This is a genomic window from Streptomyces sp. NPDC004126 (genome assembly GCF_050275515.1).
Taxonomy (GTDB): Bacteria; Actinomycetota; Actinomycetes; order Streptomycetales; family Streptomycetaceae; genus Streptomyces.
This window is the reverse complement of the sequence record NZ_JBNNPF010000006.1, coordinates 33696-60246: the sequence shown is the minus strand read 5'-3', so window position 1 is coordinate 60246 and position 26551 is coordinate 33696. Positions and strand designations below refer to the sequence as shown.

Annotated in this window: 29 protein-coding genes, 1 tRNA gene and 1 pseudogene; 13 read left to right on the top strand and 18 right to left on the bottom strand. The window is 71.5% G+C overall.

Translation table 11 applies throughout. The annotated features are described in order from the left end of the window. The first annotated feature begins 45 nt into the window (after positions 1 to 45). The 4 genes from bcp to ACQKM2_RS07965 all read left to right on the top strand — a co-directional run bounded on the left by bcp (position 46) and on the right by ACQKM2_RS07965 (position 1915). Complete coding sequence (gene bcp / locus ACQKM2_RS07980; RefSeq protein WP_007264334.1) at positions 46 to 513, top strand: thioredoxin-dependent thiol peroxidase; 468 nt, start codon at positions 46 to 48, stop codon at positions 511 to 513. 139 nt (positions 514 to 652) lie between these two features. Further along, the gene (locus tag ACQKM2_RS07975) at positions 653 to 1294 is read left to right on the top strand and encodes an HNH endonuclease (RefSeq protein ID WP_427707491.1); all 642 of its coding nucleotides are present in this window, start codon (positions 653 to 655) and stop codon (positions 1292 to 1294) included. Beyond that, positions 1291 to 1782, top strand: a complete 492-nt coding sequence (locus ACQKM2_RS07970; RefSeq protein ID WP_427707489.1) for an HNH endonuclease — start codon at positions 1291 to 1293, stop codon at positions 1780 to 1782. Before ACQKM2_RS07975 ends, ACQKM2_RS07970 begins: the two co-directional genes overlap by 4 nt. Positions 1783 to 1831: 49 nt before the next feature. Further along, positions 1832 to 1915: transfer RNA gene (locus ACQKM2_RS07965), tRNA-Leu, on the top strand. Positions 1916 to 1974: 59 nt separating this feature from the next. Here the strand turns inward: ACQKM2_RS07965 and rdgB are convergent. The 4 genes and pseudogenes from rdgB to ACQKM2_RS07945 form a co-directional block, all read right to left on the bottom strand. Continuing rightward, complete coding sequence (gene rdgB / locus ACQKM2_RS07960) at positions 1975 to 2577, bottom strand: RdgB/HAM1 family non-canonical purine NTP pyrophosphatase (RefSeq protein ID WP_427707487.1); 603 nt, start codon at positions 2575 to 2577, stop codon at positions 1975 to 1977. Between the two features lie 7 nt (positions 2578 to 2584). After that, entirely contained in the window at positions 2585 to 2971 is a 387-nt protein-coding gene (locus ACQKM2_RS07955; RefSeq protein ID WP_427707485.1) for a hypothetical protein, read from the bottom strand. Positions 2972 to 3065: 94 nt separating this feature from the next. Then, on the bottom strand, positions 3066 to 3800 hold the full coding sequence (gene rph / locus ACQKM2_RS07950; RefSeq protein WP_427707483.1) for a ribonuclease PH: 735 nt from the start codon (positions 3798 to 3800) through the stop codon (positions 3066 to 3068). Between the two features lie 96 nt (positions 3801 to 3896). Continuing rightward, positions 3897 to 4148, bottom strand: a pseudogene (locus ACQKM2_RS07945) (glucose PTS transporter subunit EIIB); the annotation flags it as partial. A gap of 218 nt (positions 4149 to 4366) precedes the next feature. On the opposite strand from ACQKM2_RS07945, the gene ACQKM2_RS07940 reads away from it, so the two are divergent. Beyond that, the gene (locus ACQKM2_RS07940) at positions 4367 to 5668 is read left to right on the top strand and encodes a PTS transporter subunit EIIC (protein WP_427707481.1); all 1302 of its coding nucleotides are present in this window, start codon (positions 4367 to 4369) and stop codon (positions 5666 to 5668) included. Positions 5669 to 5910: 242 nt separating this feature from the next. Then, complete coding sequence (locus ACQKM2_RS07935) at positions 5911 to 7167, top strand: PTS transporter subunit EIIC (protein WP_427707479.1); 1257 nt, start codon at positions 5911 to 5913, stop codon at positions 7165 to 7167. Positions 7168 to 7282: 115 nt separating this feature from the next. On the opposite strand, the gene ACQKM2_RS07930 is transcribed toward ACQKM2_RS07935, so the two are convergent. Then, a complete protein-coding gene (locus ACQKM2_RS07930; protein WP_427707477.1) occupies positions 7283 to 8035 on the bottom strand; it encodes an MBL fold metallo-hydrolase in 753 nt (250 codons plus the stop codon). Between the two features lie 195 nt (positions 8036 to 8230). Between ACQKM2_RS07930 and ACQKM2_RS07925 the strand changes: the two genes are divergently transcribed. Continuing rightward, positions 8231 to 8647, top strand: coding sequence for a hypothetical protein (locus tag ACQKM2_RS07925; protein ID WP_427707475.1), 417 nt, complete (start codon positions 8231 to 8233; stop codon positions 8645 to 8647). After that, positions 8644 to 9024, top strand: coding sequence for a DUF488 domain-containing protein (locus ACQKM2_RS07920; RefSeq protein ID WP_427707473.1), 381 nt, complete (start codon positions 8644 to 8646; stop codon positions 9022 to 9024). Before ACQKM2_RS07925 ends, ACQKM2_RS07920 begins: the two co-directional genes overlap by 4 nt. Before the next feature lie 73 nt (positions 9025 to 9097). On the opposite strand, the gene ACQKM2_RS07915 is transcribed toward ACQKM2_RS07920, so the two are convergent. The 8 genes from ACQKM2_RS07915 to clpS form a co-directional block, all read right to left on the bottom strand. After that, on the bottom strand, positions 9098 to 9550 hold the full coding sequence (locus ACQKM2_RS07915; RefSeq protein WP_427707470.1) for a DUF7144 family membrane protein: 453 nt from the start codon (positions 9548 to 9550) through the stop codon (positions 9098 to 9100). Between the two features lie 171 nt (positions 9551 to 9721). Then, the gene (locus ACQKM2_RS07910) at positions 9722 to 10672 is read right to left on the bottom strand and encodes a PLP-dependent cysteine synthase family protein (RefSeq protein ID WP_401245883.1); all 951 of its coding nucleotides are present in this window, start codon (positions 10670 to 10672) and stop codon (positions 9722 to 9724) included. Beyond that, positions 10672 to 10950 (bottom strand): MoaD/ThiS family protein, encoded by a 279-nt coding sequence (locus ACQKM2_RS07905; protein ID WP_007264347.1) that lies wholly within the window; start codon positions 10948 to 10950, stop codon positions 10672 to 10674. Before ACQKM2_RS07905 ends, ACQKM2_RS07910 begins: the two co-directional genes overlap by 1 nt. Before the next feature lie 82 nt (positions 10951 to 11032). After that, the gene (locus ACQKM2_RS07900) at positions 11033 to 11140 is read right to left on the bottom strand and encodes a putative leader peptide (protein ID WP_427707468.1); all 108 of its coding nucleotides are present in this window, start codon (positions 11138 to 11140) and stop codon (positions 11033 to 11035) included. A gap of 77 nt (positions 11141 to 11217) precedes the next feature. After that, positions 11218 to 11640: a Mov34/MPN/PAD-1 family protein gene (locus ACQKM2_RS07895; RefSeq protein ID WP_007264348.1), complete on the bottom strand. Its 423-nt coding sequence runs from the start codon at positions 11638 to 11640 to the stop codon at positions 11218 to 11220. 83 nt (positions 11641 to 11723) lie between these two features. Beyond that, positions 11724 to 13181, bottom strand: coding sequence for an amino acid permease (locus tag ACQKM2_RS07890; RefSeq protein ID WP_427707464.1), 1458 nt, complete (start codon positions 13179 to 13181; stop codon positions 11724 to 11726). Positions 13182 to 13520: 339 nt separating this feature from the next. After that, positions 13521 to 14123, bottom strand: a complete 603-nt coding sequence (locus tag ACQKM2_RS07885) for a DUF2017 domain-containing protein (RefSeq protein ID WP_427707462.1) — start codon at positions 14121 to 14123, stop codon at positions 13521 to 13523. Beyond that, positions 14123 to 14437: an ATP-dependent Clp protease adapter ClpS gene (gene clpS / locus ACQKM2_RS07880; RefSeq protein WP_125596099.1), complete on the bottom strand. Its 315-nt coding sequence runs from the start codon at positions 14435 to 14437 to the stop codon at positions 14123 to 14125. The genes ACQKM2_RS07885 and clpS overlap by 1 nt, the downstream gene beginning before the upstream one ends. Positions 14438 to 14518: 81 nt before the next feature. Between clpS and ACQKM2_RS07875 the strand changes: the two genes are divergently transcribed. After that, on the top strand, positions 14519 to 15847 hold the full coding sequence (locus ACQKM2_RS07875) for a nicotinate phosphoribosyltransferase (protein ID WP_427707460.1): 1329 nt from the start codon (positions 14519 to 14521) through the stop codon (positions 15845 to 15847). Between the two features lie 110 nt (positions 15848 to 15957). After that, on the top strand, positions 15958 to 16542 hold the full coding sequence (locus ACQKM2_RS07870; protein WP_427707458.1) for a nicotinamidase: 585 nt from the start codon (positions 15958 to 15960) through the stop codon (positions 16540 to 16542). Between the two features lie 26 nt (positions 16543 to 16568). Here the strand turns inward: ACQKM2_RS07870 and ACQKM2_RS07865 are convergent, their stop codons facing one another. Together ACQKM2_RS07865 and ACQKM2_RS07860 are read right to left on the bottom strand one after the other, a co-directional pair. Beyond that, positions 16569 to 16871 carry a hypothetical protein gene (locus tag ACQKM2_RS07865; RefSeq protein WP_125816760.1) on the bottom strand — a complete coding sequence of 101 codons (303 nt, stop codon included), beginning with the start codon at positions 16869 to 16871 and terminating at the stop codon, positions 16569 to 16571. Positions 16872 to 16983: 112 nt separating this feature from the next. Then, positions 16984 to 19395 carry an immune inhibitor A domain-containing protein gene (locus tag ACQKM2_RS07860; protein ID WP_427707455.1) on the bottom strand — a complete coding sequence of 804 codons (2412 nt, stop codon included), beginning with the start codon at positions 19393 to 19395 and terminating at the stop codon, positions 16984 to 16986. A 407-nt stretch (positions 19396 to 19802) separates the two neighbouring features. Here ACQKM2_RS07860 and ACQKM2_RS07855 point away from each other — a divergent pair, with 407 nt between their 5' ends. Beyond that, positions 19803 to 20138 carry a hypothetical protein gene (locus ACQKM2_RS07855; protein WP_427707453.1) on the top strand — a complete coding sequence of 112 codons (336 nt, stop codon included), beginning with the start codon at positions 19803 to 19805 and terminating at the stop codon, positions 20136 to 20138. A 75-nt stretch (positions 20139 to 20213) separates the two neighbouring features. Here the strand turns inward: ACQKM2_RS07855 and ACQKM2_RS07850 are convergent, their stop codons facing one another. Beyond that, positions 20214 to 20942: an RDD family protein gene (locus ACQKM2_RS07850; RefSeq protein WP_427707451.1), complete on the bottom strand. Its 729-nt coding sequence runs from the start codon at positions 20940 to 20942 to the stop codon at positions 20214 to 20216. 87 nt (positions 20943 to 21029) lie between these two features. After that, a complete protein-coding gene (locus tag ACQKM2_RS07845; RefSeq protein WP_427707449.1) occupies positions 21030 to 22616 on the bottom strand; it encodes an RDD family protein in 1587 nt (528 codons plus the stop codon). A 290-nt stretch (positions 22617 to 22906) separates the two neighbouring features. On the opposite strand from ACQKM2_RS07845, the gene ACQKM2_RS07840 reads away from it, so the two are divergent. After that, positions 22907 to 23386: an SsgA family sporulation/cell division regulator gene (locus tag ACQKM2_RS07840; RefSeq protein ID WP_427707447.1), complete on the top strand. Its 480-nt coding sequence runs from the start codon at positions 22907 to 22909 to the stop codon at positions 23384 to 23386. 50 nt (positions 23387 to 23436) lie between these two features. Here ACQKM2_RS07840 and ACQKM2_RS07835 read toward each other — a convergent pair whose 3' ends face one another. Then, a complete protein-coding gene (locus tag ACQKM2_RS07835; RefSeq protein WP_427707445.1) occupies positions 23437 to 24807 on the bottom strand; it encodes an FAD-binding oxidoreductase in 1371 nt (456 codons plus the stop codon). On the opposite strand from ACQKM2_RS07835, the gene ACQKM2_RS07830 reads away from it, so the two are divergent. Next, the gene (locus ACQKM2_RS07830; protein ID WP_427707443.1) at positions 24808 to 26472 is read left to right on the top strand and encodes a tetratricopeptide repeat protein; all 1665 of its coding nucleotides are present in this window, start codon (positions 24808 to 24810) and stop codon (positions 26470 to 26472) included. Positions 26473 to 26551: the final 79 nt, after the last annotated feature.

The following is a 26551-nucleotide window of genomic DNA, read 5'->3' as shown; positions in this document are numbered from 1 at the left end:
CTTAGGCTCATCCCGTACCGATCCCATCCCGAGGAGACTGTTGAGATGAGCGAGCGACTCCAGCCGGGCGACATCGCCCCCGCCTTCACCCTGCCCGACGCGGACGGCAACGAGGTCTCGCTGGCCGACCACAAGGGCCGCAAGGTGATCGTGTACTTCTACCCGGCGGCCCTGACGCCGGGCTGCACGAAGCAGGCCTGCGACTTCACGGACAACCTGGACGTCCTGGCGACGGCCGGGTACGACGTCATCGGCGTCTCCCCGGACAAGCCGGAGAAGCTCGCGAAGTTCCGCGAGCAGGAGCACCTGAAGGTCACCCTGGTCGGGGACCCGGAGAAGGAGACCCTGGCGGCGTACGGCGCGTTCGGCGAGAAGAAGCTGTACGGCAAGACGGTGACCGGGGTCATCCGCTCCACGGTGGTCGTGGACGAGGAGGGCAAGGTCGAGCACGCCTTCTACAACGTCAAGGCCACCGGCCACGTTGCGAAGATCATCAAGGACCTGGGCATCTGACCCCGTCCGGCCCCGCACCCCTGAAAGTCCCGCACCGAAGTGGTGCGGGACTTTCCGCTTATCGCACGTAACCTCACGTGATGCTGATCGGTTAACCCGTACGGGGCCGCGCGGACGCGGGGCCGGAAACGGGGGCGCGATGCCGGTCAGTCCGTACACGAAGGAACGCCTGGCGGAAGCGGCGAGCACGTCGAAGACACTGTCCGAGGCGCTGGAGAAGCTCGGGGTGGACCCTCGAGGCGGATCCCGCCGGTACGTTCACGGCAGGATGCGCAGACTAGGGGTGGACGTCTCGCACTTCGCCAAGGAGGGGGTGAAGTGGACCAAGGAGGTCCTGGCGGAGGCAGTCGCGGCCTCAACGAACATGTGCGAGGTGCTGAGGCACCTGGGACTGGAAGTGGTGGGCGGCCACCACACGCACATCAGCCGGAAGGTGAAGGCCTACGGCATCGACACCTCACACTTCTTCCTGCCGTCTCCGGCAGGAAGAACCCGTACGCACCGGACGCCCGAGACGGTTCTCGTCGAGCAACGCGGCGACCGCACCCGACGGATTCCCGGCGACCGCCTCCGGCACGCACTGAGCATGCTCGGGGTGCCCCTGCGATGCGCGCTGTGCGGCAACGAGGGCACCTGGTCGGGACGGCCGCTCCCTCTGGAAGTGGACCACATCGACGGCAACTGGCGTGACAACCGCCGCGAAAACCTGCGGCTCCTCTGCCCGAACTGCCACTCCACCACGGACACCTACCGGGGACGCGCCAAGAGGCGGCGGCGGTGAGCGCGCGCACGTATCACCCGAGGCCCTCGAGTACAGCGCTGATCGAGGCCGTGGCCGCGTCGGTCTCGCTGTCCGGAACCCTGAGCCTGCTCGGCCTCCCGGCGAACGGAACGCTCAACGAGAGGCTGAAGCGCTGGATCCGCGAGGAGGGGCTCTCGACATCGCACTTCCTGGGGCAGGCCCATCAGCGCGGCAAACCCGGCACCTGCCCGCCGCGATCCGCTGACGAGATCCTCGTCAAGCGGGAGGATGGACGGCGCGCGAAGACCGCACAGCTGCGCCGCGCCCTCCGCGATGCAGATGTGCCCGAGCGCTGCGCCGACTGCGGCGCTCCGCCCGAATGGCTCGGGCTTCCCATGACCTTGGAGGTGGACCACGTCAACGGCGACCGGAGTGACAACAGGCTCGGGAACCTCCGGCTGCTGTGCCCCAACTGCCACGCAATCACCAGCACGTGGTGCCGAGGAGGTCGCCGCCGCAGTGAATGAGGCGTCCTTCGCCGCAGCCGATACCGGGCCGCTACCATGGCAGCACCTCGCGGCCGTGTCGTAACAGGCAGCCGAGCGGCGCTTAGAACGCCGTGGGAGAAATCCCGTGGGGGTTCGAATCCCCCCGGCCGCACCTGCAAGAAGGCCCTGTACCCGCATCCGGGTACAGGGCCGTCGGCACATCCGAGGGCCTCAGCCCAGCAGTTCCCGCAGGACCGGGATCAGGCCGCGGAAGGCCTGGCCTCGGTGGGAGATGGCGTTCTTCTCGTCCGGGGTCAGTTCCGCGCAGGTGCGGGTGTCGCCCAGGGGCTGGAGGATCGGGTCGTAGCCGAAGCCGCCGCCGCCCGCCGGGGTGTGGCGGAGGGTGCCCAGGAGGCGGCCTTCGACGACGCGTTCGGTGCCGTCCGGGAGGGCGAGGGCGGCCGCGCAGAAGAAGTGGGCGCCGCGGTGTTCGTCGGAGATGTCGCCCAGCTGGGCCAGCAGGAGGTCGAGGTTGGCCTTGTCGTTGCCGTGGGCGCCGGCCCAGCGGGCGGAGAAGATGCCGGGGGCGCCGTTCAGGACGTCGACGCAGAGGCCGGAGTCGTCCGCGATGGCGGGGTGGCCGGTGGCCCGGGCGAGGGCGTGGGCCTTGAGGAGGGCGTTCTCGGCGAAGGTGACGCCGGTTTCCTTGACGTCCGGGATCTCGGGGTACGCGTCCGCGCCGACCAGCTCGTGCGGCAGGCCGGCGGCGGACAGGATGGCGCGGAGCTCGGTCACTTTGCCCGCGTTGCGGGTCGCGAGGATCAGGCGGGTCATGCCCCCATTATCCCGGGGTGCAGACCTTGGTGATCTCGGCGGCGGCGTCGGCGATCGGCTTGACGTCGGGGGTGGTGTCGCCGTTGTTGACGGCGGTGCGGACGTTCTTGACGGCCGTGCTCATCGAGTCGACGGCCTTGCCGAGGTCGGCGTTGCCCGTCGTGTCCTTGATCTTCTTGAGGTTGGTGTCGATCTGGTCGAGCGCGTTCTGGGTGTCCTGGATGCTGTTGCCCGCGTTGGACACGGCCTGCTGGAGGTTGTTGACGCTGTCCGCGATGGCGACGGCGGTGTTGGCACAGTCCATGGCGGTGGAGATGGCGTCGCAGGCGGTCACCGCCGGGACGGCGAGGGCGGCCGCGAGGGCTACGGCGGCGATGCGGAGTTTCGGCTTCATTCGGGTCCCCCCAAGCTCGGATGCGTGGACGGGCGCACGGTCGTGAGACCGTGCGCCCGTACCCGGGTAGACGCGCGCCCGCGCCCGGCGGTTGCTACGGGGCCTGGAGGTCCAGGGCGCCGAGCTGGAGGGCCTCCAGGTCGGCGCAGCCGCCGGCGGCGAGGTCGAGGAGGGCGTTGAGTTCCTTGCGGTCGAAGGGCTCGCCCTCGGCGGTGCCCTGGACCTCGACGAAGCGGCCGTCGCCGGTGCAGACGACGTTCATGTCGGTCTCGGCGCGGACGTCCTCCTCGTAGCAGAGGTCGAGGAGGGGGACGCCGTCGACGATGCCGACGGAGACGGCGGCGACGGTGCCGGTCAGCGGCTTGCGGCCGGCCTTGATGAGCTTCTTGCCCTGGCCCCAGGCGATGGCGTCGGCGAGGGCGACGTAGGCGCCGGTGATGGCGGCGGTGCGGGTGCCGCCGTCGGCCTGGAGGACGTCGCAGTCCAGGACGATGGTGTTCTCGCCGAGGGCCTTGTAGTCGATGACGGCGCGCAGCGAGCGGCCGATGAGGCGGGAGATCTCGTGGGTGCGGCCGCCGATCTTGCCGCGGACGGATTCGCGGTCGCCGCGGGTGTTGGTAGAGCGGGGCAGCATCGAGTACTCGGAGGTGACCCAGCCTTCGCCGGTGCCCTTGCGCCAGCGCGGGACGCCTTCGGTGAAGGAGGCGGTGCAGAAGACCTTGGTGTCTCCGAAGGAGATGAGGACGGAGCCCTCGGCGTGCTTGCTCCATCCGCGTTCGATGGTGACCGGGCGGAGCTGTTCGGGCGTGCGGCCGTCGATGCGAGACATGGCTGTGAGCCTAGTCGGTGCGGGGGTACGCGTGGACCCCGTCCGGTGCGGCCGGGACGGGGTCCTGGTGGTGCTGTGCCGAGCCGTGGGCTCAGCTCACATCATGTCTTCGATCTCGCCGGCGATCGGGTCGGCGTCGGTGCCGATGACGACCTGGATGGCGGTGCCCATCTTGACGACGCCGTGGGCGCCGGCGGCCTTGAGGGCGGCCTCGTCGACGAGGGAGGGGTCGGCGACCTCGGTGCGCAGGCGGGTGATGCAGCCCTCGACCTCTTCGATGTTGTCGATGCCGCCGAGCCCGGCGACGATCTTCTCAGCCTTGGTGGCCATGTGTTTCTCCCTGAGTGTTTCGAAGGACGAGTCTTTGCGGCCGTGGCCGGCCGGCTACCCGCTGCGTCCTCTTCGTCACGTTAGCTCACGTTGCTCACGGTTGGCCTATCTGCGCGAGCGCGAGCCGGACGCCTGCCGAAGGATGACGATCAGCAGCAGCCTGCCCACAACTGGTCTACACCAGTGTGCCGCACGTACTGCGACCGCCAAAACGGGCCGGGCCAGGGAGGAAGCGGATGAGCGCGAGCAGCGCAGCGGCGGTGCCGCGCAGGCAGTGGTGGAACGGCTTGTTCCAGGGGTTGCAGAAGATGGGGCGCAGCCTGCAGCTGCCGATCGCGGTGCTGCCGGCGGCGGGCATCCTGAACCGGCTGGGGCAGCCGGACGTGTTCGGCAAGGACGGTCTGGACTGGTCGGCCGTCGCGAAGGTGATGGCGGGGGCGGGCGGGGCGCTGCTGGACGCGGACCTGGGCCTGCCGCTGCTGTTCTGCGTGGGTGTCGCGATCGGGATGGCGAAGAAGGCGGACGGTTCGACGGCGCTGGCGGCGGTGGCGGGGTTCCTGGTGTACCGGGGGGTGCTGCACGCGTTCCCGAAGCCGTGCCCGTCGGGGACGAAGGACGTGGGGGGCGGGTGCCTGACGCCGACGGACACCTTCGCGGGGTACGCGTACCAGAACCCGGGGGTGTTCGGCGGGATCGTGATGGGGCTGCTGGCGGCGTGGTTCTGGCAGCGGTACCACCGGGTGAAGCTGGTGGACTGGCTGGGCTTCTTCAACGGCCGGCGGCTGGTGCCGATCATCATGTCGTTCGTGGCGATCGGGTTCGCGGCGCTGTGCCTGTGGATCTGGCCGCCGGTGGGTGACGCGCTGGAGAGCTTCTCGGACTGGCTGGTGGGGCTGGGTGCCTGGGGTGCGGGCATCTTCGGGGTGGCGAACCGGGCGCTGCTGGTGATCGGTCTGCACCAGTTCCTGAACGTGCCGGTGTGGTTCCAGTTCGGCAGTTACACGAAGCCGGACGGGACGACGGTGCACGGTGACATCAACATGTTCCTGGCGGGCGATCCGAACGCGGGTCTGTTCCTGTCGGGCTTCTTCCCGATCATGATGTTCGCCCTGCCCGCGGCGGCGCTGGCGATCACGCACTGTGCGAAGCCGCAGCGGCGCAAGGAGGTGGGCGGGCTGATGCTGTCGGTGGGCCTGACCTCGTTCGTCACGGGGATCACGGAGCCGCTGGAGTACTCGTTCCTGTTCGTGGCGCCGGCGCTGTACGTGGTGCACGCGGTGCTGACGGGTGTGTCGATGGCGGTGACGTGGGCGCTGGGGGTGCACGACGGGTTCAGCTTCTCGGCCGGTCTGATCGACTACGTCATCAACTGGGGTCTGGCGACGAAGCCGTGGCTGATCGTCCCGATCGGGCTGGGTTTCGCGGTGGTCTACTACGCGGTGTTCCGGTTCGCGATCACGCGGTGGAACATCCCGACGCCGGGGCGGGAGTCGGACGAGGAGATCGCGGCGATGGAGGCGGAGAACACCAAGGCGTAGCGCCCCTTGTGACACAAGGCCAGGGCCTTCGGATCCAATGATCCGGAGGCCCTTCTTCCTGTGGCGCAGGCCACACAAAATCGAAGGTTCCTTATCTAACCCCGACCGTGCTACAACTGGTCTACACCACCCAATGGTGTAGACCATGCAGCTGCCGAGCAGCCATTGGTCCCCCACTTCCGAGACGCCGCCACCCCCATTTTCCATGTCCCCAGGCAGCGCCTTGTCCACTGGAGGAACCCATGTCCACAGCGACCGCTGCGGAGAAGAAGAAGGGCGCTGGCGTGATGGCCGTCATGCAGCGCATCGGCCGGAGCCTCATGCTCCCCGTTGCCGTGCTGCCGGCCGGCGCTCTGCTGATCCGCCTCGGCCAGGACGACATGCTCGGCAAGGCGTCGCTGCCGGACTTCATCAACAAGATCGCCACCTACATGGCGGCCGGTGGTGACGCGATCATCGGCAACATGGCGCTGCTGTTCGCCGTCGGCATCGCGATCGGTTTCGCCAAGAAGTCCGACGGTTCGACGGCCCTGGCCGCCGTCACCGGTTACCTGGTCTTCCAGAAGGTGCTCGCCACCTTCACCGACTCGAGCCTGCCGAAGATCGCCAAGGTGGCCGACGGCAAGATCGTCATGGTCGAGGCGCCCGTGGACGCCAAGGTCCTCGGCGGTGTCGTGATGGGCCTCGTCGTCGCCCTGCTCTACCAGCGCTTCTACCGGACCAAGCTGCCGGACTGGGCGGGCTTCTTCGGCGGCCGCCGTCTCGTCCCGATCCTCTCCGCCTTCGCGGGTCTGCTCATCGGCATCGTCTTCGGTCTGATCTGGCCGGTCCTCGGCAAGGGCATCCACGGCCTCGGTGAGTGGCTGGTCGGCTCCGGCGCCGTCGGCGCGGGCATCTTCGGTGTCGCCAACCGTGCGCTGATCCCGGTCGGCATGCACCACCTGCTCAACTCCTTCCCGTGGTTCCAGGCGGGCGAGTACAACGGCAAGAGCGGCGACATCGGCCGCTTCCTCGCCGGCGACCCGAGCGCCGGACAGTTCATGACCGGCTTCTTCCCGATCATGATGTTCGCCCTCCCGGCGGCCTGCCTCGCGATCGTCCACTGCGCCCGCCCCGAGCGCCGCAAGGTCGTCGGCGGCATGATGTTCTCCCTCGCGCTCACCGCGTTCGTCACCGGTGTCACCGAGCCGATCGAGTTCACCTTCATGTTCATCGCCCCGGTGCTGTACGCGGTCCACGCGGTCCTGACCGGTGTGTCCATGGCCCTGACCTGGGCGCTCGGCATGAAGGACGGCTTCGGCTTCTCGGCCGGCGCGATCGACTTCTTCCTGAACCTCGGCATCGCGACCAAGCCGTGGATGCTGGTCCTGGTGGGCCTGTGCTTCGCGGCCCTCTACTACGCGGTCTTCCGCTTCGCGATCACCAAGTGGAACCTCCCCACTCCGGGCCGCGAGTCCGACGAGGAGCTCGCCGAGCTGGCGAAGGCCGAGGCCAAGTAAGGCCCCGCGGCCTCCGCGCCCCCGCAGTTTCGTAGGCGGCAACTACGCGACGGAGCCCCCGCTCTCCCGGAAGGGAGGGCGGGGGCTCCGTCGTTGCCGGCGTGCTCCCGGAGCCTCAGACCTCGTAGACGGCGCCCGCGTGCGCGAGGTCGACGCGGCCGTCGTAGACCGCCTTGGCGTCCGCCAGGTTCTGCGCGGCGTCCGTCCACGGCGGGATGTGCGTCAGCACGAGCCGTCCGACCCGGCCGTCGCGGGCGTACTCGCCGGCCTCGCGGCCGTTGAGGTGGAGGTCCGGGATTTCCTCCTTGCCGTGCGTGAAGGAGGCCTCGCACAGGAACAGGTCGGCGCCCTCCGCCAGCGTCCCCAGCTCGGGGCAGACGCCGGTGTCGCCGGAGTACGCCAGCACGCGGCCGCCGTGCTCGACGCGGATGCCGTACGACTCGACCGGGTGGCAGACCTTCTCCGTGCGGACCGTGAACGGGCCGATCTCGAAGACGGCGGACTTCAGGGTCCGGAAGTCGAAGACCTCGCTCATCGAACGCTCGTCCGGGACGTCCTCGTACGCCGTGGTCAGGCGCTGCTCGGTGCCCTCGGGGCCGTAGACGGGGATGGTGCCGCAGCGGCCGCCCTCGTGCCGGTAGTAGCGGGCCACGAAGTACGCGCACATGTCGATGCAGTGGTCGGCGTGCAGGTGGCTCAGGAAGATCGCGTCGAGGTCGTAGAGACCGCAGTGGCGCTGGAGCGCGCCGAGGGAGCCGTTGCCCATGTCGAGGAGCAGCCTGAAGCCGTCGGCCTCGACGAGATAGCTCGAACATGCCGAATCCGCGGCCGGGAAGGACCCCGAACAGCCGACGACGGTGAGCTTCATGGAGCGTGAACCTCCGGGGACGGTCCGTGGACGGAATGCGGGCCGTGCGTGGGTCGAGCGTAAGGCGCGAAACCTCCGGTCGCTCCTCCGCGGCGGGCCGTTGTGGGGGGAATCACCTGTGGTGTCACCCAGCAGAGCGATGGGGGGCACGGGCGTTGCCGTGCCGGGGGCGGCGTGCGCGGCTACGGTCGGAATATGGACACGTCGTGGTGGCCCGCCGTGGTGGCGGCGGTCGCCGTGGCGGTGGTGGTGCTGCTCCCCCGGCGGGCCACGGCGGTGGCGGTGGCGCCGCCGCCCCACGGGCCGGCGCCGCCGCCGCGGGTGCGGCCGGGTGAGCTGTGGCGGCTGGCGGACGGCCGGACCTGCCTGGTGCTGGCCGTGCGGGCACACCGGGAGCGGGCGCGGGTGGCGTGGATCGCCGGGAAGTACGACGACCGGCGGGCCGGGGTGATCCCGGTGCCGCCGGGGATGGCCGGGTGGCACGGGCGGGGCGGTTTCCTGGAGGCGGACCGGCCCGAGGAGGTGTCGCTGTGGGAGTTCCGCACGCCGGTGGGGACACTGGACCCGGTGTTGTGGGACGAGGCCAAGGGGCTGGGAGGCGGTGCGGAGTGATCCGGCTGCGGCGTGTCTACGATCCCCCGGAACCGGGGGCGGACGGCGTACGGGTGCTCGTGGACCGGCTGTGGCCGCGCGGGCTGTCGAAGGAGGCGGCCGCGGTGTGGGGGCACCTCCCAGCGGTAGCTGGGGGAGAGTGGCCGCGGGAGGTGACCCCGTCGGCGGAGCTGCGCAAGTGGTTCCACGCGGGCGGCTCGCCGGAGGAGTTCCGGGTGCGGTACGAGGCAGAGCTGGCGGCCCCCGCGGCGCTGGAGGGCCTGGACCGGCTGCGGGAGCTGGCGGCGGCGGGCCCGCTGACCCTGGTGACGGCGGTCAAGGACCCGGACGGCAGCCATGCGGCGGTGCTCGCGGAGCTGCTGGGCGGCGGCCGCTGACGCGGCCGTCCGCGCACCGCCGCGCCCGGCGGCGTACGGCGGGCGCGGCGGCGGGGGGCCGGAGGCGGGGCGGTCAGATCAGCGTCTCGGTGCGGTCGTCCGTGCACAGGGCCCAGATGATGAAGACGCCGAAGGCGATCGAGATGAGTCCCCACAGCGGCTGGTAGGGCAGCCAGAGGAAGTGCGCGAGGACCGAGACGGCGGCCACGATCACGCCGGCGATGCGACCCCAGTGGAGGCCCTTGAGGATCGCGACGCCGACGATGAAGACGATCACGCCGATGATGATGTGGATCCAGCCCCACGAGGTGAGGTTGAACTTGAAGGTGTAGTCGCCGACGGGGAGGTAGACGTCGTCCTTGGCGAGGGCGGCGATGCCCTCGAGGACGCCGACGACGCCGCCGACGGCCATCAGCACGCCGGCGAAGATGACGCCCCCGCCGGCCCACGCGCTGGAGGAATGCTGCCCCCGGCCGTGTGTACCGGCAGGCGTCGAGGGGGTGTTTCCGCCCGGGGTGGTGGTCATGTCGACGACCTTCCTGCTGCTGGGAAACCGGTCGGTTCCGAGCCTGCGCGCGCAGGGCGGGGCGGGCGACCCCGAGAGGGCCGAACGGGTGAACCGCGAAACGCCGACGCCGCCGGCCCCGCGTGCTGCGGGGGCCGGCGGCGTCCGGTGCGTGCCGTGCGTACGGGGGCCTCAGGCCCAGAGCTGTCCCTGGAGGACCTCGATGGCCTCTTCGGTGGTCGCCGCCGTGTAGACGCCGGTCGACAGGTACTTCCAGCCGCCGTCGGCCACGACGAAGACGATGTCGGCGGACTCGCCGGCGGCGACCGCCTTGCGGCCCACGCCGATCGCGGCGTGCAGCGCGGCTCCGGTGGAGACGCCCGCGAAGATGCCCTCCTGCTGGAGGAGTTCACGGGTGCGGGTCACCGCGTCGGCCGAGCCGACCGAGAAGCGGGTGGTGAGCACCGAGGCGTCGTACAGCTCGGGGACGAAGCCCTCGTCGAGGTTGCGCAGGCCGTAGACGAGGTCGTCGTAGCGCGGCTCGGCGGCGACGATCTTCACGCCGGGCACGTTCTCGCGGAGGTAGCGGCCGACGCCCATGAGGGTGCCGGTGGTGCCCAGGCCCGCCACGAAGTGGGTGATCGACGGGAGGTCGGCGAGGATCTCCGGGCCGGTGGTGGCGTAGTGGGCGCCCGCGTTGTCCGGGTTGCCGTACTGGTAGAGCATCACCCAGGAGGGGTTCTGCTCGGCCAGCTCCTTCGCCACCCGCACGGCGGTGTTCGAGCCGCCCGCGGCCGGCGACGAGATGATCTCGGCTCCCCACATCGCGAGAAGGTCGCGGCGCTCCTGCGAGGTGTTCTCCGGCATCACGCACACGATCCGGTAGCCCTTGAGCTTCGCGGCCATGGCGAGCGAGATGCCCGTGTTGCCGGAGGTGGGCTCCAGGATGGTGCAGCCGGGGTACAGGCGGCCGTCCTTCTCCGCCTGCTCGACCATGTGGAGCGCGGGGCGGTCCTTGATCGAGCCGGTCGGGTTGCGGTCTTCCAGCTTGGCCCAGATCCGGACGTCCTCCGAGGGGGACAGCCGGGGCAGGCGCACGAGCGGGGTGTTGCCGACCGCCGCGAGCGGGGAGTCGTAGCGCATTACTTCGAGCCGCCGGCCACGGCCGGGAGGATGGTGACGCTGTCGCCGTCCTTGAGGGCGGTGGAGATGCCGTCGATGAAGCGGACGTCCTCGTCGTTGAGGTAGACGTTGACGAAGCGGCGCAGCTTGCCGTCCTCGACGATGCGCGCCTCGATGCCCTGGTGGCGGGTGTCCAGGTCCGCGAACAGCTCGGAGAGGGTGGCGCCCTCGCCGTTCACGGCCTTCTCGCCGTCGGTGTAGGTGCGGAGGATGGTCGGGATGCGGACCTCGATGGCCATGGCAGGCTCCAGTGTCGTGAAGGGGGCGAAGAAGTGTGCGGGCGCGCGTTGGTGCAGCCCCCGCGCGGAAGGGGCCCGGTGCTCAGACGGCAGGACAGATGGCGCTGGCGAGGCGGCACAGGTCGACGTGCAGCCGCGCCACGAGCAGCAGCCTGCCGGGCATCTCGATGCTCACGTCGTGGGAAACCATGCGGTCATGTTAACGATTCCCGGTCCGGTGTTTGGAGTGTGATCCCGCATCGTGGACGCCGTCGGCTCACATAGTGGTCAGTAGGCGGCCACGACCTGCACTTCTTCCTCCGTGATCACGCCGTCGACGATCCGGTAGGAGCGGAACTGGAACTCGCCGAGGCCGTCCTGGTCGGCCGTCGAGACGAGGACGTAGTGCGCGCCGGGCTCGTTCGCGTACGTGACGTCGGTGCGCGAGGGGTAGGCCTCGGTGGCGGTGTGCGAGTGGTAGACGATCACGGGCTCCTCGTCCCGGTCGTCGAGCTCGCGGTAGAGCTTGAGCAGGTCCTTCGAGTCGAACTCGTAGAACGTGGGCGAGCGGGCCGCGTTGAGCATCGGGATGAACCGCTCGGGGCGGCCGGTGCCCGCGGGTCCGGCCACGACGCCGCATGCCTCGTCCGGGTGGTCCTTGCGGGCGTGCTCGACGATCTGGTCGTACAGGGCCTGGGTGAGGGTCAGCATGAGCCACAGGATAAGCAGACGGGCCCTCCCGTACCGAGGAGTGGTACGGGAGGGCCCGAATGGTGGACACGGAGTCCGTGGCGTCAGACGTCCACGCTCAGCGAGACCTTCACGGAGGTGTCGCCGCCCTGGCCGCGGTTCTTGGAGGCCAGGTAGGAGACGCCCAGGATCAGGCCCCACAGGGGGGCGCAGTACAGCGAGACGCGGGAGTCCTTGTCGGCGCCCATCATCACGATGACCATGCCGATGAAGAGCAGCGCGAACCAGCTCGTGTACGGGGCGCCGGGGGCGCGGAACGCGGACTTCGGCAGTTCGCCGCGGTCGGACTTGGACCGGTAGCGGATCTGGCAGACCAGGATCATGATCCAGGCCCACATGCCGGAGATGGTGGCGAAGGAGACGACGTAGTCGAAGGCCTTGCCCGGGGCGACGTAGTTGATCCAGACGCCCACCAGCATCAGCGCGGCGGAGAAGGTGGTGCCGATGAGCGGGGTGCCGCTCTTGGTGAGCTTGGTGAAGACCTTCGGGCCCTGGCCGTTGAGCGCCAGGTCGCGCAGCATGCGGCCGGTGGAGTACATGCCCGAGTTGCAGGAGGACAGCGCGGCGGTCAGCACGACGAAGTTGACGATCGCGGCGCCGATGCCCAGGCCCATGCGCTCGAAGGCGGCGACGAAGGGCGAGACGCCCGGCTGGAAGTGCGTCCACGGGACGACCGACAGGATCATGATGAGCGCGCCGACGTAGAAGACGGCGATGCGCCACGGCACGGTGTTGATGGCCTTGGGCAGGGTCTTCTCGGGGTCCTTGGACTCGCCGGCGGTGACGCCGACGAGCTCGACCGCGAGGAAGGCGAACATCACGATCTGCAGGGTCATCAGCGTGCCGCCGATGCCCTTGGGGAAGAAGCCGCCGTCGTTCCACAGGTTGGAGACGGAGGCGGTGTCGGCCGCGTCGGAGAAGCCGATGGTGAGGATGCCGGCGCAGATCAGGATCATGCCGACGATGGCGGTGACCTTGACCATCGAGAACCAGAACTCCAGCTCGCCGAAGAGCTTCACGGAGATCAGGTTGGCGGCGTAGAGGATGACCGTGAAGATCAGCGCGTAGGCCCACTGCGGGAAGCTGTCGTGGGTCCAGTACGACATGTACTGCGCGGCCGCGGTGACCTCGGTGATGCCGGTGACCACCCAGAACAGCCAGTAGGTCCAGCCGGTGACGTACCCCCAGAACGGGCCCAGGAACTCGCGGGCGTAGTCCGAGAAGGAACCGGAGACGGGCCGGTACATGAGCAGCTCGCCCAGGGCCCGCATGATGAAGAAGATGACCAGTCCGGCGATGGCGTAGGCCAGGATCAGGCTCGGTCCCGCCTTGGAGATCGCCTTGCCGGCGCCCAGGAAGAGGCCGGTGCCGATGGCTCCGCCGATCGCGATCATCTGGATCTGGCGGGCTCCGAGCGCCCGGTGGTAGCCCTCCCCGTCGCCTTCGCCCTGACCGCCCTCGCCGGGCGTCCTGTCGTGCTGCTCGACCTGCACAGAGGTCATGTTTTGGTGCGCCTTTCTCCACGCCGACCCGCGCCTCTGACGGCTGCGGATCGGGTTCCTCGATCCCCCCGGATACGGATGGAGTTGCACGCCGGCGGTCAGCCGGTTCAAGCGGGCCGGGGGACATGGGTGGCGTCCCGTCGGCGGTCGTGAAGATCTATCACGTGCTCGGGGGTGGGAGAAGGGCGGAAAAGTGACGCAGGGCACGGCAATATCAGGACATGGCGGCGCAAAAAGATCAGATCACCGCATGGCGGTGATCTGATCGTTATCCGGATTTGAGCGTCCGCTGAGCGAACACGCGCGCGAGGTGGCGTCCGCGGGGCGGACGGGCCCGTCTCAGAGGGTCTCGATGAGCGTCTCCTGGAGGCCGCCGAGCCAGAGGTACGCCATCACCATCGGCTTGCGCGGGTCGTCGTCCGGCAGCCGGAACAGCACCGCGCTCTCGTCGTCCTCGGTGATGTCGAGCCGGGCCGCGATGGTCAGCCGGAGGTCGTTGAGCGCGCCGAGCCAGCGCAGCGGCAGCTCGCCGGTCAGCTCCAGCACCGCCGCGCCGTCGCCGGCCGGGGTGAGGGAGTCGAGGCTGCGCACGACGGCCAGCGCGTCCTCCCGCTTGCGGCTGCGCAGGTCGTTCTCGGTGAAGCGGCGGAACTCCGCCGAGCGGGCCCGCAGCTCCTCGGGATCCTCCCCGGAGCCCGGGCCGCCGGGGCCCCCGTAGGCGTCGGGGAAGAGCCGGGCGAGCGCCGGGTCGGCCGGGGGTTCGGTGGGGCCGTCGGAGGCGAACAGCACGGCCAGCGGGTCGGCGTCCGCGGCGGGCTCCGGCTCGCCGGGGCCGATCAGCTCCAGCAGCTGCACGGCCAGCGAGCGCAGGATGGAGATCTCGATCTCGTCCAGGGCCACCGCGGCCCCGCCGCCCTTCAGCGGCTCGAACACGCCGCCCATCAGTTGCGGTCCTGCGAGAGGGTCGCCCAGAGCCCGTAGCCGTGCATGGCCTGCACGTCGCGCTCCATCTCCTCGCGGGTGCCGCTGGAGACGACCGCCCTGCCCTTGTTGTGGACGTCGAGCATCAGCCTGGTCGCCTTGTCCTTGGGGTATCCGAAGTACGCCTGGAACACGTACGTCACGTAGCTCATGAGGTTGACCGGGTCGTTGTGCACCAGGGTCACCCACGGGACGTCCGGTTCGGGGACCGCGAAGGTCTCCTCGGCCGATTCGGTGCGTTCGATCTCAATAGGAGCAACACTCACTTGTCCCATGCTGCCACTGTGACGGGCCGGTCGCACAAACGGGCCCCTACATCTCGTCACTTTGACGAAATGTGCGCTAGCATCCGTGGCATGAACCCTGCGGACCTGGGCCTGCCGGTGGACGTGCCGTCGACAGCGCTCTTCACGGATCACTACGAGCTGACGATGCTGCAGGCCGCCCTGGCGAACGGCACCGCCGAACGCCGCTCGGTCTTCGAGGTCTTCACCCGGCGGCTGCCCGAGGGGCGGCGCTACGGGGTGGTGGCCGGTACCGGGCGCGTCCTGGACGCCGTGGAGAACTTCCGCTTCGACGGCGCGGTGCTGGAGTTCCTGCGGGAGCGCGCCGTCGTCGACATGCGGACGCTGGACTGGCTGGCGTCGTACCGCTTCTCGGGTGACATCTGGGGATACCCGGAAGGGGAGGTCTACTTCCCCGGGTCGCCCGTCCTGCGGGTCGAGGGCAGCTTCGCCGAGTGCGTGCTGCTGGAGACGGTCGTCCTCTCGATCCTCAACCACGACTCCGCCATCGCCGCGGCCGCCTCCCGGATGGCCTCGGCGGCCGGCGACCGACCGCTGATCGAGATGGGGGCGCGCCGCACCCACGAGCTGGCGGCGGTCGCGGCCTCGCGGGCCGCGTACGTCGGCGGCTTCACCTCCACCTCCGACCTGGCGGCCGGCTTCCGGTACGGCATCCCGACGGTCGGGACGTCTGCGCACGCCTTCACCCTCGTCCACGACAGCGAGCGGGACGCCTTCACCGCGCAGGTCGCCTCGCTGGGCAGCGGGACCACCCTGCTGGTGGACACGTACGACGTCGCCGAGGCCGTGCGGACGGCCGTGGAGGTCGCCGGGACGGACCTGGGCGCCGTGCGCATCGACTCCGGGGACCTGCTGCTGGTCGCGCACCGGGTGCGGCAGCAGCTGGACGAGCTGGGCGCGACGGGCACCCGGATCGTGGTCACCTCCGACCTGGACGAGTACGCCATCGCCTCGCTGGCGGCGGCGCCGGTGGACGCGTACGGGGTGGGCACGCAGCTGGTGACCGGCAGCGGCCACCCGACCTGCTCGATGGTCTACAAGCTGGTCGCGCGGGCGGCCTCGGCGGACCCGAAGGCACCGCTGGTGGCGGTGGCGAAGAAGTCCTCGGGCGGCAAGACGTCCGTCGGCGGCCGCAAGTGGGCGGCGCGCCGGCGGGACGCCGAGGGGGTCGCGGAGGCCGAGGTCGTCGGCACCGGGCCGGTGCCGGCCGCGCTGGCCGGCTCGCAGCTGCTGGTGCAGCTGGTGAAGGCGGGCGAGGTGGTGGCCCGCGAGCCGCTGGAGGCCGCGCGCGACCGCCACCGGGCGGCCAGGGCGGGGCTCCCGCTCTCGGCGGCCCAGCTCTCCCGCGGCGAGGCCGTGCTCCCCACGGAATACGCGTAGCGGGCGGGCCCGGCGGGGCCTTCCCGTTTCGGGACGGGGCCGGACGGGGGAAGAGGCCCCGCGGGGCCCGCCGGACCGAACCACAGACACCGACCCGAAGGACACGCGACATGCACCGCGCACTGATCGTCGTCGACGTACAGAACGACTTCTGCGAAGGCGGCAGCCTCGCGGTCACCGGCGGGGCCGACGTCGCCGCCGCGATCACGGAGCTGATCGGGCAGACCACCCCCGGCTACCGGCACGTCGTGGCGACCCGGGACCACCACGTCGACCCCGGGTCCCACTTCGCGCGGCCCCCGGCCGAGCCGGACTACGAGAACTCCTGGCCGGTGCACTGCGTCGCGGGGACCGAGGGCGTCGGGTTCCACCCGAACTTCGCCCCCGCCGTCGCCTCCGGGGCCGTCGCCGCCGTCTTCGACAAGGGCGCCTACGAGGCCGCGTACAGCGGTTTCGAGGGCACCGACGAGAACGGCCAGGGCCTCGCCGAGTGGCTGCGCGACCGGCACGTGAGCGAGGTCGACGTGGTCGGCATCGCCACCGACCACTGCGTGAAGGCCACCGCCGTCGACGCCGCCCGCGCCGGCTTCACCACCCGCGTCCTGCTGGACCTGACGGCCGGCGTGGCCCCCCACACCACCGAGAAGGCCCTGGAGGAGCTCCGCGCGGCCGGCGTGACCCTGGTGGGCGGCTGAGAGCCCCCTGGGCCCCCTCGGCCCCCTCAGCCGCCCAGGAGGGCGCGGATCGGGTGCCAGAGCTCCTGGCCGGGATCCGGGGCGCCGCGCCACAGGAGGCCGTCGGGGTGGTGCAGGACGGCGGTGACCTCGTCCGGGGTGGGGGGCTGTGCGTTGCCCCTCAGGTACACCGCCCGCATCCCGAGGTTCCGCAGCCTGGTCAGGGCGCGGGCCCGGTTCACGGCGTGCACCAGCACGCGTACGTCGCCGCCGTCGCCGGACGGCCTCGGCAGCGTGAGCGCGACCACCACGCTGCCGCCTGGCAGTCTGACGAAACCTCCACCGGGCATGATCCTCAGCTCCCCCGTCAATAAGAACAGTCGTCCCCGCATCTAAACGCGATCGGCCGCCGCCCGCTAGAGGGCGACGGCCGATCATGCTTTGACCTGCGGTTTTGCTTGACTACTTGGCGGCGGGGCCGACCTCGATCGTCATCTGGAGGCCGTCGTAGGTCTCCTTCGCGATCTTGATCTTGGTGTTGGTGTCAGCGACCTTCACCGAACCGGTCGGGTTCTCGTCGTAGTAGTACTTGCCCTTGTGGTCGTCGAAGACCAGGTTCGCGGGCTTCGGCTTGACGAAGAGCGACTCGCCCTTGTTGTGCAGGGTGAACGCGTCCGTGGAGTACGCGCTGAACGTGGCGTCGTACGGCTGGATCTTGTTCCGCAGCAGGGTGCCGTCCGACCACTTCATCGGCTTGGCGTTGGCGTCGATCGGCAGGATCAGACCCGAGCCCGGGTGCTGGCTCGTGTTGTTGTCCTTCTGGGACTTGTCCCACAGCCAGATCAGCAGGCCGTCCTGGTACGGGTAGTGCTCCACCCAGCCCGGCTTGGTGTTGGCCCAGCCGAAGTTGTACGGGCCCACCTTGAGGGTGGAGTCGTACGAGACGTAGCGGCGGTTCTCGGCGATGTAGTACTGCGGGTACTCCTTGGTGAAGCCCCCGCCGATGCGCTCGAAGCCCTTGCCGGTCCAGCCGTTGTCGCCGTTCTCGGCGCCGTCGGTGAACAGCGTGGCGCCGTCCGCGGTCAGGGTGACGGCGTCGGCCGTGAAGCCCTTGCCGCCCGCGCCGCCGTCCGTCTGGTAGCGGAAGCGGAGGTCGACCTTCTTGCCCGCGTAGGCGTCCAGCGGGAAGTTCAGCGACTTCCAGGCGCCGGAGGCACCGGTCAGCGACGGGCTGCCGGAGGCGTCGGCCGGGATGGCCGCACCGTCGGCGGTGCCGGCCAGCGCGTGCCAGGTGGCCCCGCCGTCCGTGGACACCTCGGTGTAGAGGAAGTCGTACTCGGCCTCGATGTCCCACCAGCCCTTGAGGGAGAGGGCGGCGGACTTCTTGCCGGTCAGGTCGACCGTGCGGGTCAGGGTGTTCTTGAGGTCGTCACCCATCTGGCTCCACCACTGCGAGGAGCCCTCGGCGGGAGCGACGATGTCGGTCTTGACCTGCTTCTTCGGCAGCTCGACGACCAGCGCCTGCTTGTCCTTGGTGTTGTACTCCGAGACACCCAGCTTGTGGGTGGACTTCGTCGCGGCCTTGGCCGTGTCGTAGTTCAGCCAGCCCAGCTGGAGCTTGTCCCAGGCGGTCATGTCGCCCGGGAGGTCGCCTATGGAGTCCTTGCCGTTGCCGAGCCAGGAGCCGGCCGACATCAGGGACCAGAAGCCGACCGAGTTCTCGCCGCCGCCGGAGGTGTCGTAGAGGTCCGGCAGACCGAGGTCGTGGCCGTACTCGTGCGCGAAGACGCCGAGGCCGCCGTTCTCCGGCTGCATCGTGTAGTCGCCGACCCAGATGCCGGTGTTGCCGATCTGGGTACCGCCGGCCTTGTTGTTCTCCGGACCGGTCTTGCCGAGGTCGGTGCCGTAGGCGTACCAACGGTGCGCCCACAGCGCGTTCTTGCCCTGCGCGCCGCCGCCGGCCGACTCGTCCTCGCCCGCGTGGACGATCTGGAAGTGGTCGATGTAGCCGTCGGGCTCGTTGAAGTTGCCGTCGCCGTCGAAGTCGTTGCGGTCCCACTGGTCGTACTGCGCCAGCTGGGCCTTGATCTGGGCGTCGGTCTTGCCGGCCTTCTTCTGCGCCTCGGTCCACGCGGTGACGCCGTCGCGGACGGTGTCCCACACGTTGTTGCAGTTGGTCTGGCGGCACCAGTTCGAGCCGTAACGGGCCTCGTTGTACGGGACCTTGACCCAGTCGGCGACCTCGCCTTCGACCGAGTAGCGACCCGAGGAGGTCTTCTCGTAGTAGGTCTTCAGCGAGTCCTTGCCCTGGCCGGTACCGAAGTACAGGTCCTGGAAGTAGTCACGGCTGAAGTCCTTGCGCCAGGCCGTGCTGTTGTTCGTCGCGCGGTCGGGCTGCGCGATCGTGTTGTGCAGCGGGCCGGGGGTGCCCCCGTACTTCTGCTCGGCCGGCAGCGGGCCGGGGCCGTCCGGGTCGATCATGGTCGTGCTGTCGACCTGGTCGCCGAACTCGACGAGGATCGTGAAGATCTTGTCGGTCTTCTCGCGGCCCAGCTCGACGTACTTCTTGTCGTCGAGCTTGACGACCTTCGAGGCCCCGCGCTGCTCGACGTTCTTCTTGCCCGCCAGCACCTGGTCAAGGGCAGCCTCGCGCGCCTGCGCGTTCTGCTTGCTGAACGGGGTCTCCAGGTTGTGCTGGACCTGCTCCTTCGCGGGGGAGCTCGGGTCCTGCTTGTCGACCGCCGGGGCGTCGCTGCCCCACGCGGTGGTGGCCTGGGCCGTGGTGAAGAAGGCGCCCGAGGCCGCGGTGGCGGCCAGGGTCACGCCGACGGCGGCGGCGCGCAGCGCGCGACGCCTGGTGGAGTTTCCGGTCACTTGATGTCGTTCCCCTCCCGCGGCCGCGACGTAGGTCGGAACATCTCCGTAGGAGTGGGGGGTTCCGCGCGGCGCGCGTCTCAAGTGACGACATTTGACCGGAGAGTCTAAAGAAAAGACAGACCTTGACTTCTTCCTTACAACTGCACTATGCGGTCAGCGAGTTCCGCTATTCGGACGTTCCGTCGCCATACGGCCCCATCCGGGGCGAAGGCCTCCGCTTGACGGGTCCCGAGAGCGGGTGTGCGACACCGTGCGACGCCGTGCGCCCCTCCGTGCCCCGACACCGTGGGTAAGGTCACGCTTACCTGTTGCTTCGTCCGGGCATCCCTTCCGGGAGTCACTTGACGCGTGCGCGATCTGTCGATGCGACTCCCACCCTCCACGCCTTGAGGACGGAAAACGCCATGCCGCGTCCGACTGCCGCACAGCTCGCCTACGGCTCCGCCACCGTCGTCGTGTCGACCATCGCCATGCTGCTGCTCTCGCAGACGAGCACCGGGATCGGGGTCGCGGTCATCTCCGCGGCCGCGCTCGCCCTCGGCCTGCTGGTCGCGCTCACCGTGCCGCTCCCGCGGCGGCGCGGCCGGCACGCGGCTCGGCGCGGCGGGGCGCCCGCGGCGGGTTCCGCCGGGGGTTCCGCCGGGGGTTCCGCCGCGCGGGACGGGTCGGCGGCGGGGGCGGGTGCCGCCCGGGTGCCCGAGCCCCGGACCGCCTCCGCGGACCACCCCGTCCACCACTGACCGGACACCGGCGCGGGCGGCCGCCCCCCACCGGGGTCGGCCGCCCGCGCGTGCCCTCGTGGCGAGGGATCCGGCTCAGGTCGCGGTGACCACCACCGTCTTGGCCACCTTGTCGTGGAGCCCCTGCCGGTACGGCTTGTCGACGAGCATCGACACGATCAGCGCGAGCGGCCACAGGCAGAAGCAGCACACCAGCGTCGGCACCCAGAGCACGATGCCGCGGCCGAGCGCGGGGCCGGACGGCGGCACGCTGCCGTCGTTGAGCATCGCGACGCGCAGGCCCATGGCCCTCTTGCCGACGGTCCGCCCGTTCTTGTGCGTGAACCACCAGTCGTAGCCGACGTACGCGACGATCGTGACCAGCGTCCACAACAGGCCCGTGCCGCCGTACGACTTGGTGATGACCTCGGTGACGTCCTCGCCCTTCTCGGTGTCCACGACGTACCGCCGGGATCCGAAGGGCAGTTGGATGAGGAACAGCGGTACGCCGACGATCAGCAGGTCGATCACGCGGGCGGCGAGCCGCTTGCCGAAGTCCGCGAGCGGGGGCATCCCGGCGAGCGGATCGGGCATGCCGTAGCCGCCCCCGCCGCCGTACGGGTCTCCGGGCCCGCCGCCGTACGGGGGCGGGGGCGGAGGCGGCGGATAGCCGCCGCCGGGCGGCGGGGGCGGGGGGTAACCGCCGCCGCCGGGGGGCGGCGAGCCGTACGGCGAACCGCCCGACGGGGGCGTCGGCTCGTGGGGCTTCTTGAGGAACGGGTCGTCCTCGGGGGGCTGGCCCGGCGGCGGCTGGTCGGTGCTCATGGCCCGAGTCGAACCCGGCTCCGCGCGGCCCGCAACGCGGCCGCGTCCGTCCGGGGCACGGGCCGTCGCGGCGGCACCCGCCGCCCGTCAGCGGGTCACGAACGTCCCGGCGGCGCGGTCGTGCCAGGCCCGCCGGCGGGGGCGGTCCACCAGGCACCACAGGCTGCCCGGCAGCCCCAGGAAGGCGTACACGAGCCAGCGGCCCAGGGCCGCGCCGAAGGCGGGCGGGCGCAGGGTGGCGGTGGCCAGCACGCGCACGCCGAGCAGCTTCTTGCCCGGGGTGAGGCCCCAACGCGCGGTGGGCAGGGCCTCGTAGAGGACGCCGAAGAGCAGGACCGCACCGAGTACGACGCCCAGGTACCCGGCGGTGGTGGCGTCGAGCAGGTACACGGTGGTGGTGCGCCCGCTCGCCCGGGCGGCGTCGACCTTCGCCTCCAGGTGGGCCGTCACCCGGGGTACGACGGGCACCGTGACGGCCGCTGCGACGGCGGTGTGCACGAGGGAGTCCAGCAGCCGTGCCACCCCCCGCCGCCCCAGCCCGGCGGGCCGCACGGCCCGCTCCGCCATCCGCTCGAAGACGGCCCGGCTGTCCTCCCGCGCGGGTGCCTCCGGTACGGGGGCGGCCGCGCGGGACCCCGAGGGCGCGGGCCCCTCGGGCGCCCCGGGGGCCCGGCGTCCCGGCTCGGGTGCGGGCTCCGGGGCGCGGCGCTCCCGCGCGCGGACCCCTGCCGCCCCGGCGTCCCGGGGCTCCGGCTCGGCGGGGCGCACCGGGTCGGGGGCCGGCTCGGGGGTCCGGTGTGCCGGCTGCGGCTGCGGCCGTTGCGGCGGGGCTTCCGGGGTGGCCTCCGGCCAGCTGGAGGTGAGGCCCGAGGTGCCGGCGCCCGGGGCGTCGGGCCAGGCCGGCGGGCGGGCCGAGAGGATGCCGACGCTCTCGGCGGCGGCCTGCGCCGGGAGCCGCTGCGCGGTGGCGGCGGCCGCGGGCCGGGCCAGGGAGATCCCGGCGGGCCGGCCGGGCTCGGGCTCGGCCGGGTCGCCCCAGGAGACCCGCGCGTCGCGGGGCCCGCCGAAGCCGGCCTGGTGAACGGGATCGACCTGCCACCCGCCCGGCCCCCGGCCGGGTTCGCCCACCGCCCCGCCACCGCCCGGGCCCCGGCCCGGCTCGGCCCCGGCGCCGGCACCGCTGGCGCCCCGCTCTCGGCCCGGCTGCGCTCCGGAACCCCAGTCCCACACATCGGCCCCGCCACCGCCCGGGGTACCGGCCCCGGGACCCCAGCCCGGCCCGGCCCCCGGCCCGGCGCCCGCGTCGGCGCCGTACCCCCAGTCCGCACCCGCGCCGCCGGCACCGCCGTGCAGGGCCTGGCCCGGCTCACGGCCGGCCGGGCCGGGGCCCGCCTGCGGGGCTCCGCCCCACGCCGGGCTCGGGGCGGAGTCCCGAAGCCGGCCCGCACCGCCATCCCCGTAACCGGCGGCGCCCACGGCGGAGCCCCAGGTCTCGTCCAGGAAGACCGGCCCCGTCTCCTCCACCCGGACGGCAGTGGAGACCGCGGCGGCGGGACGGCTCGTACCCGGGACCCAGGACGCGCCGTTCCAGTACCGGACGTACCCGGGGATGGACGGGTCGGGGTAGTAGCCCTCGCGGGCCGCGTGCTCTCCGTCACCAGGGGAGGCCGTCAATGTCCCCAACTCCGATCGTGGCTTGAGGCTTGTGCAGGGGAGGACCCAAGGGGAGGACCATAGCCAAGAACCCCCGCCCGGCAGGTCCGGTAACGGGAGATTCCAAACGTTCGGGCGAACCTCGCCCCACCCCCACCCCACCCGACGGAATCCGGTCAGCCGAACGATTTCAGCCAACCTGACATTCGGTGCGGAAACCCGCGTCATACCCGGGCACGAGGGTGCTCTCTCCTCGTGCGGGGCGAGAACCGCCCCGCGTCCGCAGACGAACGCACCGAAGTGAGGCCGCGATGCACCACCCCGTCATCGAGCGCGAACTCGAACTGAAGCTGGTCCTGTCCCCCGAGCGCAGCATCCCCGTGCCCGCGAAGCTGCTGTACCTCACCGCCGACCCCTACGCCGTGCACGTCACCTTCCACGCCGGCTCCAGCACCCCGGTCAACTGGACCTTCGCCCGCGAGCTGCTCGTCGAGGGGGTGTTCCGCCCGTGCGGCCACGGAGACGTCCGGATCTGGCCCACGAAGATCGACAACCAGTCCGTCCTGTGCATGGCACTGAGCTCCCCCGACGGCGACGCCCTCCTGGAGGCCCCGGCCGGCTCGGTGTCGGCCTGGCTGGAGCGCACCCTGCGCGTGGTCCCGCCGGGGACGGAGGCGGAGCGGCTCGGCCTGGACGACGCGCTGGCCGCGCTGCTCACCCCCACCCCCGCCGACGAGCTGTGGCTGCGCGACCCGTGGCCCTCGGACGAGTCCGCGGACGGCGACCTGTGACCGGCACCCCGTACGACGGGACGACGCGGCCGACGCGGACCACGCGGACGTCAGAAGAGCTTGCCGGGGTTCAGCAGCCCGAGCGGATCGAAGGCCTGCTTCACGGTGCGCTGCATCTCCAGCCCGACCGGGCCGAGTTCACGGGCCAGCCACTCCTTCTTCAGTACCCCCACCCCGTGTTCCCCGGTGATCGTCCCGCCCAGGGACAGCCCCAGGGCCATGATCGCGTCGAAGGACTCCCGGGCCCGCCGCGCCTCGTCCTCGTCGGCGGGGTCGAAGCAGACGACCGGGTGGGTGTTGCCGTCGCCGGCGTGCGCGCAGACGCCGATGAGGAGGTCGTGCGCCGCGGCGATGGCGGCCGTCCCGTCCAGCATCTCGGCGAGCCGCGACCGCGGTACGCACACGTCGTCGATCATCGTCGCCGGCCGGAGCGCCTCCAGGGCGGTGAGGGACATCCGGCGGGCCTGGAGCAGCAGTTCCGACTCCGCCTCGTCCCCGGCGGGTACGACGGAAGCCGCCCCGGCGGCGGCGCACAGCCTGCCGACGGCCTCCAGGTCGGCGGGCGCGTCCGGGGTGTCGAAGGCGGCGAGCAGCAGCGCCTCCGTGCTCTCGGGCAGGCCCATCTTCCCGAGGACATTGACGGCGCGGACGGTCGTGCGGTCCATCAGCTCCAGCAGCGAGGGCGTCAGGCCGGCCTCCATGACGGCGCAGACGGCCTCGCAGGCGGCGGCGACCGAGGGGAACTCGGCGGCGAGCGCCAGCTGCCGGGGCGGCGCCGGCCGCAGCGCGAGGACGGCCCCGACCACCACCCCGAGGGTGCCCTCGGAGCCGACGAACAGCCGCGTCAGGTCGTACCCGGCGACGCCCTTGGCGGTGCGCCGCCCGGTGCGCAGCAGCCGCCCGTCGGCCAGGACCACGTCCAGCCCGAGCACGTACTCGGCGGTGACCCCGTACTTCACGCAGCACAGCCCGCCGGACGCGGTGCCGATGTTGCCGCCGATGGTGCACTGCTCCCAGCTGGAGGGGTCGGGCGGGTAGTAGAGGCCCCGTTCGGCGACGGCCCGGGAGAGGACCGCGTTGACCACGCCCGGCTCGACGACGGCGATCCGGTCGACGGTGGAGACCTCCAGGATCCGGTCCATCTTGACGAGGGACAGCACAATGCAGCCGTCGGAGGCGTTGGCGGCCCCCGAGAGGCCCGTGCGGGCGCCCTGCGGGACCACGGGGACCCGTAGGGCGGTGGCGGTGCGCATGACGTGCTGCACCTGCTCCACCGTCCGCGGCAGGACGACGGCGGCGGGGGTACCGGCGTCGCAGAAGCCGGCGGTGTCGCGGGCGTAGGAGGCCGTCACCTGAGGGTCGGTCAGCAGCGCCTCGGGCGGAAGCCCTTCGCCGAGTCGCACAATGAGATCGTCATCCATGTGGCCACAGTGACAGTCGGGGCCATCGGTGTGAACACGGCGGCGACCGGCTTCGGACACCTCGGCGGGCTCTTCATATTGACGCACAGTGAGCGCATGCACGGTTTCGACGAGCAATCCCAGCAGCCCGCGCCGCCCGTGACCTTCACCGGACGCAAGACGGTCGTGGCGGCCGCGGTCGCGGTGGTCCTGATCGCCGGGGCCCTGCTGATCCGCCCGGCCCGTACCGGTGACGACGCCCGCCCGCCGGGGCCGAGCGAACGGGCCGCGTCGGCGGTGGGCATGGGCGCCCCGGCGGCGGCGGTGGACCTGACGGCGCTGGTGGCGGACCGGGAGAAGTGGGTCGCCGCGCACGCCGACGACGACGCTTCGTGGGCGGTGCTCGGGTCGGCGTACCTCGAACAGGCCCGGCGGACGGCCGATTCCGCCTGGTACCCGAAGGCGGAGAAGGCGCTCAAGCGGTCGCTGGAGGTCCGCCCCGCCGAGAAGGGCAACTTCGACGCGATGACCGGCATGGGCGCGCTGGCCGGCGCCCGGCGGGACTTCGCGACGGCGCGGAAGTGGGGCGAGCTGGTACGGGCGCAGGCGCCGCGGCGCTGGACGGCGTACCCGGTCCTGGTGGACGCGTACACGGGCCTCGGCGACTACAAGGCCGCGCAGCGGGCCATGGACCGGCTGATGGAGCTCCGGCCGGGCCTGGCCGCGCACCTGAGGGCGGCCCAGGTGTACCGGGACCGGGGCTGGCGCGAGGACGCGGTGGTGGCGCTGGAGGCGGCGGGCGGCGAGGCGAAGTCCCCGGCGGAGAAGGCGTACGTGCTGTTCCGGCTCGGGGAGCTGGCGTGGGAGCGCGGCGACCCGGCGGAGGCGCTGCGCCAGTACGAGGCGGCGCTGCGCACCGACCCGGGGCAGGGCGAGGCGCTGGGCGGCCGGGCCAGGGCGCTGGCGGCGCTGGGGCGGGGCGGGGAGGCGGTACGGGACTACCGGCTGGCGCTGGGCCGCACCCCGGTGCCGAGGCTGGCGCTGGAGCTGGGCGAGCTGCTGGACTCGCTGGAGCGGCCCGAGGAGGCGCGGGTGCAGTACCGCTCGCTGGCCGTACTGGCGGCGGCGGGCGCCGCGAACGGGGTCAACGAGGAGGTCGTCCTCGGCCTGTACGAGGCGGACCACGGTGATCCGGCGCAGGCGGTGCGCCGCCTGTCGGCGGAGTGGGCGCGGCACAAGAGCGTGCAGGTGGCCGACGCGCTGGGGTGGGCGCTGCACAAGGGCGGCGAGGACTCGGACGCGCTGGAGTACGCGAAGAAGGCGACCGACCTCGGGCTGCGGAGCGCCGACTTCTCGTACCACCGGGCGGTGATCGAGCGCGGGCTGGGCGACGAGGCGGCGGCGCGGCGGAGCCTGCAGGCGGCGCTGCGCACGAACCCGGTGTTCTCCCCGGTGCGGGGGCCGCTGGCGAAGGACGCCCTGGCGTCGATCGGGCAGCCGCCGGCGGGCGGTCCGGAGAACATGCAGCCGCGCACGCCGTGGGTGGCGCCGGAACTCCCGAGTCCGAGGCCTAAGCCGGCTTCGGCTCCGAAGGCCGGGCCTGCGGCCCCGAAGCCGAAGCCGCAGCCCGCGGCACCGAAGCCGCGGCCCGCGGCACCGAAGCCGTCCCCCTCGGCCGGAACGTAACCCGCCGCTGCGCGGGCTGGTCCCCGCGCAAGGGAACGGCCCCGCCGGAGGTACCGGCGGGGCCGTGGAACCCGGAACC